General features: G+C 40.9%; 12 protein-coding genes and 1 tRNA gene. 12 read left to right on the forward strand and 1 reads right to left on the reverse strand.

The features are described from left to right. The first annotated feature begins 12 nt into the window (after positions 1 to 12). Genes HMPREF1212_RS03945 through HMPREF1212_RS26540 form a run of 4 tightly spaced genes read left to right on the forward strand, consistent with a single transcriptional unit; the run spans position 13 to position 2170 of the window. Positions 13 to 393 carry a TraR/DksA family transcriptional regulator gene (locus HMPREF1212_RS03945; RefSeq protein ID WP_028726187.1) on the forward strand — a complete coding sequence of 127 codons (381 nt, stop codon included), beginning with the start codon at positions 13 to 15 and terminating at the stop codon, positions 391 to 393. After that, a complete protein-coding gene (locus HMPREF1212_RS03950; protein WP_028726188.1) occupies positions 394 to 1017 on the forward strand; it encodes a lipoprotein signal peptidase in 624 nt (207 codons plus the stop codon). It abuts the gene before it with no gap. Further along, positions 1018 to 1830 carry a DUF4296 domain-containing protein gene (locus HMPREF1212_RS03955; RefSeq protein ID WP_046148502.1) on the forward strand — a complete coding sequence of 271 codons (813 nt, stop codon included), beginning with the start codon at positions 1018 to 1020 and terminating at the stop codon, positions 1828 to 1830. Between the two features lie 7 nt (positions 1831 to 1837). Further along, positions 1838 to 2170: a hypothetical protein gene (locus HMPREF1212_RS26540; RefSeq protein WP_082099816.1), complete on the forward strand. Its 333-nt coding sequence runs from the start codon at positions 1838 to 1840 to the stop codon at positions 2168 to 2170. Here the strand turns inward: HMPREF1212_RS26540 and HMPREF1212_RS03960 are convergent. After that, positions 2093 to 2860, reverse strand: a complete 768-nt coding sequence (locus HMPREF1212_RS03960) for an RNA methyltransferase (RefSeq protein ID WP_046148503.1) — start codon at positions 2858 to 2860, stop codon at positions 2093 to 2095. The two genes, HMPREF1212_RS26540 and HMPREF1212_RS03960, sit on opposite strands and share 78 nt — an antisense overlap. Positions 2861 to 2934: 74 nt before the next feature. Here HMPREF1212_RS03960 and HMPREF1212_RS03965 point away from each other — a divergent pair, with 74 nt between their 5' ends. The 8 genes from HMPREF1212_RS03965 (at position 2935) to HMPREF1212_RS04000 (ending at position 16148) form a co-directional block, all read left to right on the forward strand. After that, entirely contained in the window at positions 2935 to 5289 is a 2355-nt protein-coding gene (locus HMPREF1212_RS03965; protein ID WP_028726192.1) for a translocation and assembly module lipoprotein TamL, read from the forward strand. 67 nt (positions 5290 to 5356) lie between these two features. Beyond that, positions 5357 to 5430, forward strand: a tRNA-Arg gene (locus tag HMPREF1212_RS03970). 186 nt (positions 5431 to 5616) lie between these two features. Continuing rightward, a complete protein-coding gene (locus HMPREF1212_RS03975) occupies positions 5617 to 6168 on the forward strand; it encodes an RNA polymerase sigma-70 factor (protein ID WP_046148504.1) in 552 nt (183 codons plus the stop codon). A 160-nt stretch (positions 6169 to 6328) separates the two neighbouring features. Continuing rightward, entirely contained in the window at positions 6329 to 8068 is a 1740-nt protein-coding gene (locus HMPREF1212_RS03980; RefSeq protein ID WP_046148505.1) for a DUF6057 family protein, read from the forward strand. 11 nt (positions 8069 to 8079) lie between these two features. Next, positions 8080 to 9549, forward strand: coding sequence for a TolB family protein (locus HMPREF1212_RS03985; protein WP_046148506.1), 1470 nt, complete (start codon positions 8080 to 8082; stop codon positions 9547 to 9549). Between the two features lie 209 nt (positions 9550 to 9758). Beyond that, the gene (locus HMPREF1212_RS03990; protein ID WP_046148507.1) at positions 9759 to 10745 is read left to right on the forward strand and encodes a FecR family protein; all 987 of its coding nucleotides are present in this window, start codon (positions 9759 to 9761) and stop codon (positions 10743 to 10745) included. A gap of 100 nt (positions 10746 to 10845) precedes the next feature. After that, the gene (locus HMPREF1212_RS03995; RefSeq protein WP_046148508.1) at positions 10846 to 14310 is read left to right on the forward strand and encodes a TonB-dependent receptor; all 3465 of its coding nucleotides are present in this window, start codon (positions 10846 to 10848) and stop codon (positions 14308 to 14310) included. A 5-nt stretch (positions 14311 to 14315) separates the two neighbouring features. Next, on the forward strand, positions 14316 to 16148 hold the full coding sequence (locus HMPREF1212_RS04000) for a RagB/SusD family nutrient uptake outer membrane protein (RefSeq protein WP_046148509.1): 1833 nt from the start codon (positions 14316 to 14318) through the stop codon (positions 16146 to 16148). The last annotated feature ends 11 nt before the right edge of the window (positions 16149 to 16159 follow it).

The following is a 16159-nucleotide window of genomic DNA, read 5'->3' on the forward strand; positions in this document are numbered from 1 at the left end:
AATTATTGAACCATGGCAGAAAAGACAAGATATTCGGATGCAGAACTCGAGGAGTTCCGCGCCATAATTTTAGAGAAGTTGGATAAGGCGAAGAAGGATTACGATTTGCTGCGGTCAGGTGTGACCAACTCTGATGGGAATGATGTGGCTGATACGTCTCCGACTTTTAAAGTGTTGGAAGAGGGTGCTGCTACTTTATCGAAGGAAGAGGCCGGACGTCTGGCACAACGCCAGATGAAGTTCATCCAGAACTTGCAGGCGGCTCTGATCCGTATCGAAAACAAAACTTACGGCGTTTGCCGTGAAACAGGCAAGCTGATCCCGAAAGAAAGATTACGTGCCGTACCTCATGCAACTTTGAGTATCGAAGCAAAACAAGGAGGCAAAAGATAAATGAAATTTTCCAAAGGCTGGGGAGCAGTGTTGATTGTAATGCTGCTCCTTCTTCTTGACCAGGCTCTTAAAATTTGGATCAAGACACATATGCAGTTGCACGAAAGTATAGAGATCACTCCGTGGTTCTATCTGTACTTTACTGAAAATCCGGGAATGGCTTTCGGGATCGAGGTGATTGGTAAACTGTTCTTATCTGTATTCCGTATCGTTGCGGTTGGCTTTATCGGGTACTACCTGTATAAGCTCGTGAAGGAGAAGTACAAATTTGGCTTTATAGCGTGTGTCGCGTTGATTTTTGCAGGAGCTATCGGTAATATAATTGATTCAATATTTTACGGGGTCGTATTTGATCATAGCTATGGCCAGCTGGCTACTTTTATGCCTGCCGATGGCGGGTATGCTACCTGGCTGCATGGTAAGGTGGTGGATATGTTCTACTTCCCGTTAATCCAGACGGAGTTTCCCGATTGGTTCCCGATCTGGGGAGGAGAGGAGTTTGTCTTCTTCCGTCCGATCTTCAACCTGGCAGATTCTGCGATCTGTGTAGGTGTTTTTCTGTTGCTGATTTTTTACCGGCATACCTTGTCGGACAGTCTCTCGAAAGAAAAGGAAAAGAAATAAATGCGGAATAGTTTGCGCAGATATGGCGTCGTTTTGTTTGGTGCTGCTTTGCTGTTTTCATGCAGTAAGGTTCCTGACGGTATTCTCTCCGAAAAGGAGATGAAGGCTGTATTGATCGATATGCAGTTGGCAGAGGCGGTGATCAATACGGATTATAAGGCGTACAGTGATGATGCACAGAAGGAGGCGCTTTATCAGGCTGTGTTCCGTAAGCATAAAATAGAACAGGCTGTTTATGATAGTTCCCTGGTTTGGTATGGACGCAACCTGGATATCTATATGCAGGTGTACGATCTGGTACTGGCGGAACTGAATGAACGCCAAAAAGCGTTGGGCGATGTGCAGGCTAGCGCCGCCCCTGTTTCCAAGCAGGACTCGGTAGATATCTGGCCGCGCCTGACTTATCTCACCTTTGAGCCGAAAGCTCTGTTTAACGGAGTAACGATCGATATCAAGCCGGAGACGAATTATCCTTCCGGTAGTTCCTTTGTCCTGGGATTGCGTGTCTGGGGATTGAATGACAGTATGAAGAACCGTCCGGAAATCCGTCTGAGTGCTAATCAGGGCGATACGGTCATTACCGTTAATGATAAAATATTGAAAGACGGCTATCACGAAACGACTTTACGTACGTTGCCGACCAAACAGGTTAAGAGTATCTATGGTTTTATCCGTCTGGATGGAAAAGATGACTCGACTTCTTATTTCAAGGTCTATGTGGATAGCCTGAACCTGATGCGTTACAACTACGGACGACTTCCGGGTATCGCTAAGGATTCTGTCAATATAGCGGGCAAAGATTCAGTAAAATAAATCTTGTATGCGCCGGATAGCTTCACATTATATATACTGGCGGAAATGGTATCGTATGCATTACCTGGAGTTGGATGCGGAAGGATGCTTTATCGGTGTATATCCTTTGGAGCAGGAGATAGCCGGCACTGAATTTTATGATGGAACGTTGATACCGGTTCCGGCGGATATAGTCTTTCCGGCCGGGGAAGGTTTCGTCCCGGCTCAATGGATTTCTGCTGCTGATACGGTAACAAAGGGGACTCCGGTATCAGTATACCGGTTAACCGGCTTTACCCCCGCGACGTCTGAACTCGGCACAGATAACGGCAGTGGCGATTGCCACATTCAGCGACTCTGATGTCTCCCGTTCCTGTGGATAGTTGGGGATATACAATTTCTCATTGACAAGCGCTTCTATATCCGGACGGATACCGTTTCCTTCATTTCCCATGATGATAATGCCTGTCTCGGATAATTCTTTCGTGTACATATTTTCTCCGTCGAGGAAGGTGCCGTATAATGGTATTTTCTTCCCGGCTTGTGCCTGCAGGTAAGCCGGTAGATCCGTATAATGTACTTTTACGTGAACCAGGGCTCCCATAGTGGCCTGCACGGTCTTAGGGCTGAATACGTCTGCCGTATCCTGGCTGCATACGATATGTTCGATTCCGAACCAATCGGCCAGGCGTATGATCGTACCGAGGTTGCCGGGGTCTTGTATCCCGTCGAGGGCAATGATCAGTTGCTTTGCCGGGTCTGCTTCTTCCAGCGTCCAGGCGGGGCGTTTAAAGACGGCAAGCACATCCTGCGGGTTTTTTAGGAAACTGGCTTTGCGGATATCTTCATCGTCGGCTTCCAATAATTCTTTGGCCGGAATGTCTCCCTGTGTTGCCATCCAGGATGGTTTGGCGATCAGCAGGTCACATTCGAATGCGTGCAACATGTCGGCAACCAGTTTATTTCCCTCTGCCACAAATGCATTCAACTCGTTACGAAACTTCTTTAATTCCAGCGAACGGATCTGTTTTACTTTAGACTTACTCAGCATCTTTACTCTTTTTACAAAGCAAAAGTACAGGATTTTATTTAAATTCAGCTACATTTGCGATCGTAAAAGGTTGAATGATGAAGGGAATCCTCCATATACTATATTTCCTATGCCTTGTTTGGGTGCTGGCCGCCTGCAGTACGACGAAATATGTCGGTGACGGAGAATATCTGCTGGATAAAGTGGTAATCGTCTCCGATAATAAATCCTATAAAGCGAATGAGTTGAAGCCTTATCTCAGGCAGCAACCCAACTTTAAGGTGTTCGGACTGATGAAATGGCAGCTTTTCGTCTACGACTGGTCGGGACGAAACGAGAAACGATGGCTTAGTAAACAGCTTCGCCGTATTGGCGAACCTCCTGTTATCCTCGATACTACGTTGGTAGACCAATCGACGGATGAGTTGCGGCGTTTCTTTATCAACAAAGGCTATGTGAATGCCGAAGTGTCTGCTGTATTGGATACATCCAGGCAGAAGAAGGCAATTGTTACTTACCGGATTAACTCCAATGAGCCTTACCGGATACATGATTATACAATGAATCTGGATGATCCGAAGATCGACAGTATCGCTCATTTGAAGGCACCCCGCCGTTCTGCCGTATCATCGGCTTTCCGTGTTTCTCCGGAAGATTATAATTCTCTGATAAAAGACAGTGCTTTGTTTGACAGGGATATATTGGATAAGGAACGTCAGCGGATCACGACATTGCTTCGTCGAAGGGGATATTATGCTTTTAACCGCGACTATCTGGCTTATCTGGCAGACAGCTCTTATAATCGGAATATTGTGGATCTGGATATGGTATTGAAACCTTATCGTCAGCTTAAGCCGGACGGTTCGGTAATCGATACGTTGCACCGTCAGTTTTATATAAAGGATGTAACCATCGTAACGGATTATGATCCGCTGAATCAGGTACAGAGCGATTTAACGCTGGCTTCGTCGGATACGATAAAAGTTGGTGATTTGCAGATATTATATGGAAAGAACGGGAAAAGTATCCGGCCGAGTATTTTATCGAAGAGTACTTACATTACTCCGGGACGTTTGTTTAATGAGCGTGCTGTAGAGCAAACCTATTCTTCTTTTGCTGCTCTTCGTGCATTGCGAAATGTAAATATACGCTTTTCGGAAGTGGAGGAAGGGGATACCATGAAGCTGAATTGCACTATCCTGACTTCTCCTGCCAAGTTGCAAGGGTTTGGTGTCGACCTGGAAGGGACGAACTCGGCCGGTGATTTCGGCTTTGCCTCCAGTTTGAACTATCAGCACAGGAATCTGTTCAAAGGGTCGGAAGTGTTTTCAGCCAAGGTGCGGGGGGCTTATGAGGCTTTGTCTTCGCAATCGGACGGGAGCAGTTACTGGGAGTTGGGGGCGGAGTCTTCTATTTTGTTTCCGCGCTTCCTGTTTCCTTTCGTAAGTGATAATTTTAAACGGAAGATTCGTGCATCTACTGAATTCAAAGTGAGTTATGGCATTCAGACGCGTCCCGAATACCGTCGTGCCATTCTTTCCGGCGGATGGAGTTACATTTGGCAGGATCGTTCAAATATGCAGGCACGGCATACATTCAAATTACTGGATATAGATTACGTGCATTTGCCAAAGATAGATGCTGATTTTGAGGCGGATCTACCTGAGTCGATGAAACTTTATAATTTCACCGATCAGTTTGTAGTCGGTTCCGGATATACTTATTCATTCTCTAATTATAATCCCCAGAACCGTTTGAGGAATACTCATTCCTTACGTGTTTCGTTTGAAATGGCAGGTAATATGCTTTATGCAATATCCAAATTATCACATGCGGATAAAGATAAAGCAGGTTTGTATCGTTTGTTTGGAATCAATTATGCCCAATTTGTAAAGGGAGACATCGACTTTAGTAAAAGTATCGTGTTGGACAGCCGGAATAAACTGGCATTTCATGCGGGAGTAGGAGTGGGTTACCCTTATGGTAATGCCAAGATGTTGCCGTTTGAACGCAGTTACTTTTCAGGAGGGGCAAACAGTGTCCGAGGATGGTCTGTCCGTTCGTTGGGACCGGGAAGTATGCAGATCGGTTCGGAAGGCACATTTGCCGATCAGGTGGGGGATATCCGTTTGGATCTGAATGTGGAATATCGGACAAAGATGTTCTGGAAGTTTGAAATGGCAGCTTATGTGGATGCGGGAAATATCTGGACAATGCATAAGGATAAAGACCGTGAGAATGCTAATTTTGACTTTGCCCGTTTTTATAAAGAGATCGCAGTATCGTATGGTTTGGGGTTACGTCTCGATTTCGACTTTTTCCTCCTGCGTTTTGATACGGGTATGAAAGCATATGATCCTCAGATGCGTGGGAAAAAGCGTTGGGCTGTCCTGGATCCGAATCTGAAAGGTAATTTTGCCTGGCATTTTGCAGTAGGTTATCCCTTCTAATGAAAAAAAAGGCTTTAAGGTTTGCAGATTAAAATAATAATACTACCTTTGCACCGCAAATAAGGATGGTTCCGTAGCTCAGCTGGATAGAGCAACGCCCTTCTAAGGCGTGGGTCGAGCGTTCGAATCGCTCCGGAATCACAATTTGAATATAAAAAGTCTTATAAGCTATAAGTTTATGAGACTTTTTTATTTTCTATTGGAACGTCTTTAGGAACAAATATTACGTTTTAAAGCGTAAATATTAAATAAAAGAATCTTTTGTTAAGGAAAGATTGAATCTTTATGTATCTTTGAAACCTGTAAAAACAATCAATGAATTTAGGGATGAGCAGTAACAACGACGATATATTATTGCTGAAACTGATAAAGCAGGGTGACCAAATTGCTTTTAAGCATTTGTTTTATCAGTATACTGATTCATTGGAGCGTTTCATTACCTATTATATCCATGACCGGGAAAAATCACAGGAGTTAGTTTTGGATATCTTTACCTATATATGGGAAAATCGTAAACATTTTGAGATAAAGTTAACGTTAAAGGCTTATCTCTTTCAGGCAGCTCGCAATAAGGCTTTTACCTATATCCGTGATAAAAAAATCCCTGTTTATTTAGAGGATGTTTCTTCTCTGGAAATAGGACAAGACTATAATACAGACTTGGAATTGCAGGAACTGTACCGTTTGATAGAAGAAGCAGTATGTCTTTTGCCTGAGAAATGCAGGGAGATATTTAAGAAAAGCCGTGAAGAGAATCTTACTAATAAGGAAATAGCACAGCTGCTTCACATCTCGGAAAAGACAGTAGAGGGGCAGATAACGATCGCACTTAAGAAGATCAGGGTTTATCTGGGAGACTCGTACTCATATCTGTGGTAAAAATTATTTTTTAGGAGGATTAGTCTTATCCGACAGGAGTAGTACGCCTTAGGATTACTTTGTCCCCTATGACCGAATAAATTTATCCCCCTTGTTTAAGGGGTATTCGTTGGTTTTGAGTCTTTATTAATAATAAAGATTTAAGCTAACGAATATTATTATGAAATATAAAGATATTACTGTTTGGGGAATTGTATGCTGTAGTTTATTCTTTTTTTTGCAGTATAACTACCAGTTCTATTTCTATTATATAGAACAATTGCAAATATTTCCATTCACATGGGACTATTTTTGGGATACGTCAGGTCAACCTGGTGGATTCGCTTTTTATCTATCTGGTTTTCTTTCTCAGTTTTATAGATTACCGTATGTCGGTGCATTGATTACGACTTTTTTATTATTAATAGTGGGGTTGTTGATGCAACGAATTTGCAGGCAAATTGCTCCGACTAATTTTTCTTATTTGATTTCTTTATTGCCTGTTTTATCACTTCTACCTTTACACCTGGACATAAATTATCGATTGCAAGGTACGGTGTCTTACCTCTTAATGCTCGTTTTTTTTCTTTTGTATATAAATGTACAGGATTTTAGGTTCCGGTTTCTCATAGGTTGTCTTTTGTTACCGGTTTTATTGGGAATGGCAGGATCAGTTGTGTTTTTATTGGGAATGAGTATACTTCTTTGGGAACTCCTATATCGTAAAATGTATTGGTATTATATATTCTTGATATTGTCGGAATTGATTTTCCTATTTTATTTGTCTGTTTATCTGGCTTGGCAAGGAGAATACCGGATGATTTTATTACCGGATTTTTATTACGAACCGCTTTTGACTACCGGAACGATCTATTATTCATGGATTGCTTTTCCTGTCTGTATCGTTTTAATCGGTTACTTGAGAAAGAAAAACAATTTATCGGGAGTGAAAGACTTTGTAGTTGTCGCCTGTCAGTTACTTCCGATTTTACTCTTCTTGTTTTGGATGCAAAGCCAAAGAAAGCCGGTGTGGCAAGAGAATATGAAGCAAGATTATTATTTGAAAACTGAGCAATGGGATAAAATAATAGCTATGTTTTCAGCAGAAAAGGCAAATCTGCAAACGATAAATGTTTTAAATCTGGCATTGGCCAGTAAAGGTGAGCTAGGGGATAAACTATTTCATTATCCTCAATTTAGTAAAGACTGTTTATTACCAAATTGGGACAGCTCTTTACCTTGTGCAATCGTATTGACTGAAATCTGTTTTCATGTAGGAGATATTGCTTCGGCACAGAAATTTGCATTTGAAGGATATGTATCATCGATAACCGGAAGTTCTTATTTCCTAAAACGTTTAGTACAAACTAATCTGATATTTGGCGCTTATCCGGTAGCAGAAAAATATATTAATATCTTGGAACGTACTTTGTTTTATCGCCAATGGGCTAATGAACAACGAAAATATTTGTATAATGATAAGTTAGTGAATGAAGATGTATTGCTGGGAGGAAAAAGAAAGGCTTTGATAGGAAAAGGCACATATGCCGTTTCTTCTACGATATTGAAAACGTTGGAACAACTGGCTGTAAATAACCCGAATAACCAGATCGCTTTTCAATATTTATTGGGATATCATATATTGGGTAAAACACTGAAAAAGTTTAATGCTTTATATGAAAAATATTATCACACAGAGGTTTGGCCATCTTTGTCTATTAGCCATCAGGAGGCAATTGTAGCTTTGTTTCAAGATCAGCCGGCCGTGTGGGCACAGAAGGGAGTAGGTCTGAAAGTGGAACAGAGGTATGGAGCATTCAACCAAGACATGAATGACAAGCGCGGCTATCTAAACTATCGGGATGTAATGGCTGCTTCTTTTGGAGATACATATTGGTTTTACTTGGTATTTAAAAAATAAATAATGGTGAGATGAAACAGTTCTATTTTATTATTCTATTGTTTTTTTTCTGGGCTTGTGCAAAAGATAGACAAATATCAGGTAATATGGAAAGTTTACCTACTATATTTCCGGATTATGTAAATGTGACAATCCCTTATAATATAGCTCCGTTAAATTTCTCTGTTCAATCCTCAGGCCAGCCTATTCTTGCCTTGTTCAGATATGGAGACGAAGAGTTTCAAGTAGAAGGAAGAAATGGAGAAGTTTGTATTCCCGAAAAGAAGTGGAAAGACTTACTGATCCAAGCTAAAGGCGATTCAATAGAGATAACGATTGCAAAAAAAGAACAAGACAAATGGATTGCCTATTCCCCTTTTTCGATGTATGTGACGAAAGAAGCGGTAGATCCTTATCTCGCTTATCGTTTGATAGATCCCGGATATTCATTATGGAACAAAATGGGAATCTTCCAGCGGAATTTGGAATCGTATGAAGAAACTTCTGTCTATGAAAATAAGATAACGAATTATAATTGTGTGAATTGCCATTCGTTTTGTCAGTATAGTCCGGATAAAATGCTTTTCCATATGAGGGCCAAAATGGGCGGGACAGTCTTGATCGATGAAGGAGAGATTGAATTTTTGGAAACAAAAGTTGAAGAAACGATTTCTGCATTGGTATACCCTTACTGGCATCCTTCCGGCAAATATATTGCTTTTTCCGTGAATAAAACAACCCAGGATTTGCATCCGACTCAACGTACGGAAGTATATGATACAGCTTCCGATGTGGTTGTTTACGATATAGAGAAACATACAATCTTATCAACTCCCTTAACTACTTCTAGAAATAATTTCGAAACGTTTCCTACATTTTCTCCAGACGGTAAGACATTGTTTTATTGTAGTGCTCCGGCTTGTCCCATGCCCGATTCAATAAGAAAACTTTCATATAGTTTATGTTATTTATCCTTTGATCCGGAAACAGGAACCTTCGGAAATACAGCAGATACTCTTTATAATGCCTGCACCGATGGGAAGAGCGTTTCATTTCCACGTGTTTCTCCTGATGGCAAGTTTATGCTTTGCACGTTGTCCGCTTACGGAACTTTCCCTGTTTGGCATAAAGATGCCGATTTGTATATGATCGATTTACGAACAAAGAGAAGTTTTTATCCGGACGCTGTAAATAGTGATGATACTGAGAGTTATCATTCCTGGTCGTCAAATAGCCGTTGGATTGTATTTAGCAGCCGGCGTATGGATGGCTTATATACGCGTCCTTTTTTGGCTTATGTAGCTGAAACCGGTGTTATTGCCAAGCCTTTTGTACTTCCTCAAAAGGATACCGGTTATTACGATCTCTTGATGAAATCTTATAATATACCTGAATTTATTACAGGAAAAGTCGATAATAATTCTTTTAAGATACGTAAAAAAGCCGAACGGGGAGGAGTTGCGGTGAAATATAGCAGGAGATCTGTACCAAAATCAGAATAGACACAAGACATGAGACTAACATAGCCAGCACTATAGTGCTGGTAGAGGTGATACAGTAGTGTTGGTTGGAATAGCATAGTAGTGTTAGGATAACTAGCATAGTAATGTTGCTGTCTGTTATGTCTCTACACAAAAAGTGAAAAAAAATCATTTTGTTTTAGGGGATGCCGGCCTTTTTTGAGTCTCACGCTGTATAATATAGAGCAAAAATGGATAGAAACATACCATGGGATTTAATTATACGGAGATTCAAGCATGAGATTTCGGCTGAGGAGCAGACTGAACTGGAGGTGTGGTTTGCAGACAAAGCGAATCATACCCTGTTTCTTGAATTGCAATCCGTATGGTTGTCTCTTATGGCGGAAGGTACAAATTACGTTTCGGAGGTCGATGCTTTATGGAAGAGGATGGAACTTTGTATAAAAGAAAAGGAACCTAAAATAGTAAAGATGTCCTTGTCTTCTTTTCGTTGGTTGTTGGGAGTTGCTTCTGTTTTTCTGCTTTTATTATTTTCTGCAACAAGTTATGTGATCAGTGAATGGTATCAAACCAGTTCTGCTGTTTTGACTTATTCTTCATTAAACGGTAAATCGAAAGTGATTTTACCTGATGGAACGAAGGTCTGGTTGAATGCAGAATCTACGCTTGAATATTCGACTTCTTTATGGTCCAAAAAACGTAATGTGTTTTTGAAAGGTGAAGCTTATTTTGAAGTAGCAAAAGATTCGGAGCGTCTCTTTGTCGTTAATGGAGGGGGAGTAGCTGTAAAAGTGTATGGTACGGTTTTTAATGTGGAAGCGAGAGAGAATGACAAGAATGTAAATGTAAGCCTGTTGTCCGGATCGATCCTTGTTGAAAATGCAGGAGCATCTCAAATGCTTACACCCGGGGATGTTGCAGTCTGTCTTAAAAATAAGCCCAGTATCCGAACAGAACGATTTGATGTCGCTTTCTCTTCCATTTGGGCTCATGAATCTATTCGTTTTGAAAGAAAATCAATCCGTGAGTTAACCGAATATTTATCGAAATGGTATGGTGTGAAGATTGTGTTGGATCCCCAGGTTCCGACTGACCAGGCATATACGTTTTCGATCAAACACGAATCATTAGAAGAGGTACTTCGGTTGATTGCCAGGATAAATCCGATACAATACAGCTTCGATGAAAACAATGCAGTGAGAATAACAAATAAGTAGTAACAATTAAAATCGTAATGCCTATGGAATAGAACACAAGAGAAATACAATTTTTTAGCATTGAATAAGTGATTAGTAAATTATTAAATCTTAAAAAGTTATGAAGAAACGAAAGTTCTTTAGTACCAGTGGTATTTTAAAATGGAGAATGCCACTTTTGTTAACTGTTTTTTTATTATGGGTTAGTTACCCTGGAATGATCGAAGCAAAGATGCAGCTTCGTTCTATATCTCTTCATTTAGAAAATGCATCATTAAGTGAAGTGCTTAATCAGATCGAAGAGGTAAGCGGTTATTCATTTTTTTATGATGAGAATAAAGTTGATTTGTCACATCGTGTAAGTGTAAATGCTGATAATAAATCAGTAAAAGATGTGCTGGCTAATATTCTTGATTCTACGGGGATGACTTTTGAAATCTCAAACGACCAGATTGTATTAGTACCGGAAAGTGAAAAAGGTAATACGGTTAAATCTATAGTACCTTCGACTCCTCAACCACAGCAACAACAAAAAGTGGTGAAGGGTACCGTGCTCGATCCTTTGGGGGAACCTGTTATCGGGGCAAATGTTGTAGAGAAAGGAACGACGAACGGTATTATTACCGACCTGGACGGTACATTTACCTTACATGTCTCTCCTGATGCCGTATTGGAAATCTCATATATAGGATACGTCACTCAGACGGTCCCGGTAAAAGGGAAATCGGTGGTCAGTGTGACGTTGCGTGAAGATTCTCAAGCGTTGGAGGAAGTCGTGGTTACCGGTTTCGGTTTAGCCCAAAAGAAAGCTACGTTGACAGGAGCTATCACACAAGTCGGTTCTGAAGATATCAGCCGCTCTGTTGCTTCTACAGCTTCCGGGGCATTGGTCGGTAAGATTGCCGGTTTGAATACCCGTCAGACAGACGGACGTCCGGGAGCAACGACCAGCATTCAGATTCGTAATATGGGTAATCCGTTGTATGTAATCGATGGTATTCAGTCTGATTCAAAGCAATTCAATAATATCGATTTTAACGATATCGAGAGTATTTCCGTATTGAAAGATGCTTCTGCTGCTATTTATGGAGTACGTGCGGCAAATGGTGTTATTGTCGTTACGACCAAGAAGGGTAAAAGGAATACTAAAAATACGGTTTCTTTGAATGCTTATTACGGTTGGCAGAACCCTTCAACTTTCCCAAAACCAGCGGATGCAGCTACTTATCTTACTAATTATGTTCAGTCCGAGACTGTTCAGGGAAAGACAGATTATACATATAGTAAAGAGGTTTATCAAAAATGGTTAGCAGGCAAAGAAAAAGGATATGTTCCTTTTGACTGGTATGATTTTATTTGGGAAACTAATCCGCAATATTATCTGAATGCTAATATATCCGGGGGATCAGACAAAATTAATTATTATTTATCTGTCGGTCATTTGAATCAAGATGCCATGATTGTAAATTATGGTGGATTTAAGCGTACGAATGTGCAGATGAGTATTGATGCACAAATTAATAATCGTCTGAAAGTTGGGGCAACAATGAATGGGCGTATAGAAGATATAAAGAATCCGGGTGTTCCTGAAGTTGATGATTATTGGATGCCACGTTTTGGAACTTATCGGAATTTACCGACCAAACGTCCCTATGCAAATGATAATCCAAATTACCCAACAATGACCTCTTCAAATGCAGCTACGAATTTTGCATGGTTGAATTATGATTTGTCCGGAGAATTTCAGGAAACCTGGCGTGTGGCCCAGTTACAGGCTACGGCAGAATATGATATTTGGGATGGTTTAAAAGCTAAAGCAATGGTTGGTTATTTTTTGAACTACCATGTAAAGAATAACCAGGAGTATACGTATAAATTGTATAGTTATGACGAAGCAACAGACACGTATCCCGTAATGTTTGAGAATACCAATCCGTGGAGAGAACGTGAAGTTGGACATGAGGAAGAATTAAGCTCGAATATTCAATTATCTTATAATAAGAAATTCGGAGATCATTCTGTTGCAGCAATTGTTGGTTTTGAAGCGATCAAACGTGATACTCCACATTCCTGGTTGCATTCCGTACCTACTGCAAATTCTTTACACTTGATTGATTATCCGACAATGGATACCTATGATGATTATGGGAATGAAACACAGGCTCGTTTAGGCTGGATGTTTCGTGGAAATTATGATTATGCAAACAAATACTTGGTTGAGTTTTCTGCCCGTTATGATGGTTCTTGGAAATTCCCGCCTAATCAGCGTTGGGGATTTTTCCCTTCAGCTTCTGTTGGTTGGAGGATATCTGAAGAAGTTTTTTGGAAAGAAAGTAAGTTAGCGAATATTTTCAGTGATTTGAAGATTCGTGGTTCTTATGGTATGGTGGGAGATGATATGGAGACATCGGGTGACCCTAATAGAGATTTATATCGTCCTTTTGACTATATGAGTGGTTATAATTATAAGAACGGAGGCTCTGTCATCGATGGTGTTTATACAATAGGTTCTGTTCCTCGTGGTCTGCCGGTAACGACAATTTCCTGGTTGAAAGTAAAAATACTGGACATTGGCCTTGATGTTGCTTTTCTGGATAATCGTTTGACCGGACAGTTTGATTTTTTCCGTCGTCAGCGTGATGGGTTACCAGCTTCCCGTTATGATGTTTTGTTACCATCGGAAGTAGGATTCAGTTTGCCGAAAGAAAATCTGAACTCAGATGTACATATGGGGTATGATGCTGCTGTACGTTGGTCAGACCGTGTGGAAGATTTCACTTACTCTATTGGTGGTAATATCACTTATTCTCGTTTTTATGATTGGGAGCAGTATAAACCTCGTTTCTCCAACTCTTGGGATGTGTATCGTAATTCAATCAACCATCGTTTTGGATATGTAAACTGGGGATTGGAAGCTATCGGACAGTTCCAAAGCTGGGAAGAAATCGCTACTTATCCAATCGATAATGACCGTCAGGGTAATAAAACGCTTCGTCCGGGTGATATAAAATATAAAGATGTGAATGGTGATGGTGTAATCAATAGTATGGATGAACGTCCGGTTGGTTATAGAGAAGGAGCTACTCCGGTATTGAACTTCGGTTTGAATTTTGCTTTTGGTTGGAAAGGTTTTGACCTGGCATTTGATTTGACCGGTGGAGCTATGGCTTCTTGGTATCAGGATTGGGAACAGCGTAACCCATTCCATGACGGAGGTAATAACCCGCAGTATTATATGGAGGATACATGGCACTTGGCTGATATTTGGGATGCTGACAGTGAATTAATACCAGGAAAATATCCGATGTTGTTGATCGGTAATAGTTCGCATAGTAATTATTGGAACAGTACTTTCTGGAAAAAGAATGTGCGTTATGTCAAGCTACGAAATTTGGAGTTAGGATATACGTTACCGAAACATATTGTGGAAAAAGCATTGATTTCGGATTTACGTTTTTATGTCGCCGGAACAAACTTGTTTACATTAACGAATGCTCCTGGCATTGATCCTGAAACCTCTGAGGGGAATGGATTGGCATATCCGACGACGCGAATTATAAATATTGGTGTAAACCTTAAATTTTAAGTGGTATGAAGAAGAAATATATAATGGCGGCAATCGTTGCTTGCATGTTATCGATAACTGCTTGTAGTGATTTTCTGGATCGTGAACCGGATCGGATTATGACGAACGATCAGATATTTGCCGATGCGGTTATGATTAAATCTGTTTTGGCAAATTATTATGGCCGGGTAACATGGGGACAACATGTTGCTGATTGGGGGGCAATGACGGTTTTGGATGAAGCTGCTTTTTGTAATGGTGGACCGGATCATCGTTCTACTTTTGAAGATGATCGTTGGCGTGTGTACGATTATACACTCGTTCGTGATATCAATCAGTTTTTAAAGGGAGTTCGTGAAACGACTGCTTTGACTACTGATGAAAAAACTCCGTTGGAAGGAGAAGCTCGTTTTTTGCGGGCATGGTATTATTTTAATGTGTGTCGTAGTTTGGGAGGCATGCCGATAGTAGGGGACGAGATTTTCGATTATCAACCGGGCATGGATGTTACGACTATGCAGTATCCCCGTTCAACAGAAGCTGCTACGTACGATTATGTCATCTCTGAATGTCAGGCTGTTTATTCGATGCTTCCGGCCGATAAGCAAATCAACTCGGCTCGTGCCAATAAATGGGCAGCCAGAATGTTGGAAGCCCGTGCGGCTTTGTATGCGGCATCTATTGCCAATTATAATAATAAAATGGCGCAACCGATCCGTACGGATGGTGGCGAGGTCGGTATCCCGGCTGATAAGGCATCTGGTTATTATCAGATGGCTTTGGCTGCTGCAGAAGATGTAATTAATAACAGTCCGTATGAGCTGCAGAATAAGCGCCCTGATGATAGAGGCAAGAATTTTTATGAAGCAGTTTGTGTAAAAGACAATAATACGGAAGTTATTTGGGCACGCGATTATAAATACCCGGGACAAACACATGGCTTTACTACTAACAATGCTCCAAAGTCTCATGCAGAGGATATTGATAATAGTTATTTGGGGGCTGTATTAAATTTGGTGGAGGATTATGAATTGATCAATACTCAGACTCCCGGGCAAAAGAGCTTGGTACAAACGATGGAAAATGGAACATACAAATTTTATAATACGGCTGATGAGCCTTTCAAAGACCGTGATCCGCGTTTGTGGGGAACTATTATTTATCCGGGTGCAGAATTTAAGAGCATACCTGTAATTCTTCAAGCCGGACAGTTGGTTCAGAATAATGGAAATTGGGAGTTTTTAACAGGTGATTTGGATTCAAAGGATGGGCAGGGGAATCTGTTGACTGCTATGAACGGTCCTAAAGAATCGAACGAACAGTATATCAATAAAACGGGCTTTTATGTACGTAAGTATTTGGATGAAACTCCGTCTGCCGGAACTCGTGGACGTGGTTCTGAGATGTGGATGCCTCGTTTTCGTGTAGCGGAAGCATATATGATTGCAGCAGAAGCATCGTTTGAATTGAATAATGGCAAAACCGAAGGTTATATAAATGCCGTACGTGAAAGAGCCGGTGTACAACCTTTGACAAAAGTAACATTCGATAATATCGTGCACGAGAACCGGGTTGAATTTGCTTTTGAGGATCACCGTTATTGGGATATGAAACGCTGGCGTTTGGCGGATAAAGTCTGGAATGGCAATAACAATGATGAACAGGCCCGTCATCGTCGTTTGTGGCCTTATCGTGTAGTTGCACCGGGTGACCCGAATGACGGAAAGTGGGTATTCATAGAAGACTTTTTATTTATGTCCCCGAATGCACGTTATTTTAGAATGCAGAACTATTACAACTTCCTTGATTTGGGTTGGATCAATAATAATCCCAAATTGGTGAAGAATCCGTATCAATAATTAAAACAAAT

It is taken from the genome of Parabacteroides sp. HGS0025 (assembly GCF_000969845.1).
GTDB classification, from domain to species: domain Bacteria; phylum Bacteroidota; class Bacteroidia; order Bacteroidales; family Tannerellaceae; genus Parabacteroides; species Parabacteroides gordonii.

Excerpts from the sequence above, each read along its gene's own strand:
- HMPREF1212_RS03985 (WP_046148506.1), top strand. The coding sequence starts at position 8,080 with ATGAAACAGTTCTATTTTATTATTCTATTGTTTTTTTTCTGGGCTTGT.
- HMPREF1212_RS26540 (WP_082099816.1), top strand. The coding sequence starts at position 1,838 with ATGCGCCGGATAGCTTCACATTATATATACTGGCGGAAATGGTATCGT.
- HMPREF1212_RS04000 (WP_046148509.1), top strand. The coding sequence starts at position 14,316 with ATGAAGAAGAAATATATAATGGCGGCAATCGTTGCTTGCATGTTATCG.
- HMPREF1212_RS03980 (WP_046148505.1), top strand. The coding sequence starts at position 6,329 with ATGAAATATAAAGATATTACTGTTTGGGGAATTGTATGCTGTAGTTTA.
- HMPREF1212_RS03955 (WP_046148502.1), top strand. The coding sequence starts at position 1,018 with ATGCGGAATAGTTTGCGCAGATATGGCGTCGTTTTGTTTGGTGCTGCT.
- HMPREF1212_RS03950 (WP_028726188.1), top strand. The coding sequence starts at position 394 with ATGAAATTTTCCAAAGGCTGGGGAGCAGTGTTGATTGTAATGCTGCTC.
- HMPREF1212_RS03960 (WP_046148503.1), bottom strand. The coding sequence starts at position 2,860 with ATGCTGAGTAAGTCTAAAGTAAAACAGATCCGTTCGCTGGAATTAAAG.
- HMPREF1212_RS03965 (WP_028726192.1), top strand. The coding sequence starts at position 2,935 with ATGATGAAGGGAATCCTCCATATACTATATTTCCTATGCCTTGTTTGG.
- HMPREF1212_RS03995 (WP_046148508.1), top strand. The coding sequence starts at position 10,846 with ATGAAGAAACGAAAGTTCTTTAGTACCAGTGGTATTTTAAAATGGAGA.
- HMPREF1212_RS03990 (WP_046148507.1), top strand. The coding sequence starts at position 9,759 with ATGGATAGAAACATACCATGGGATTTAATTATACGGAGATTCAAGCAT.
- HMPREF1212_RS03975 (WP_046148504.1), top strand. The coding sequence starts at position 5,617 with ATGAGCAGTAACAACGACGATATATTATTGCTGAAACTGATAAAGCAG.
- HMPREF1212_RS03945 (WP_028726187.1), top strand. The coding sequence starts at position 13 with ATGGCAGAAAAGACAAGATATTCGGATGCAGAACTCGAGGAGTTCCGC.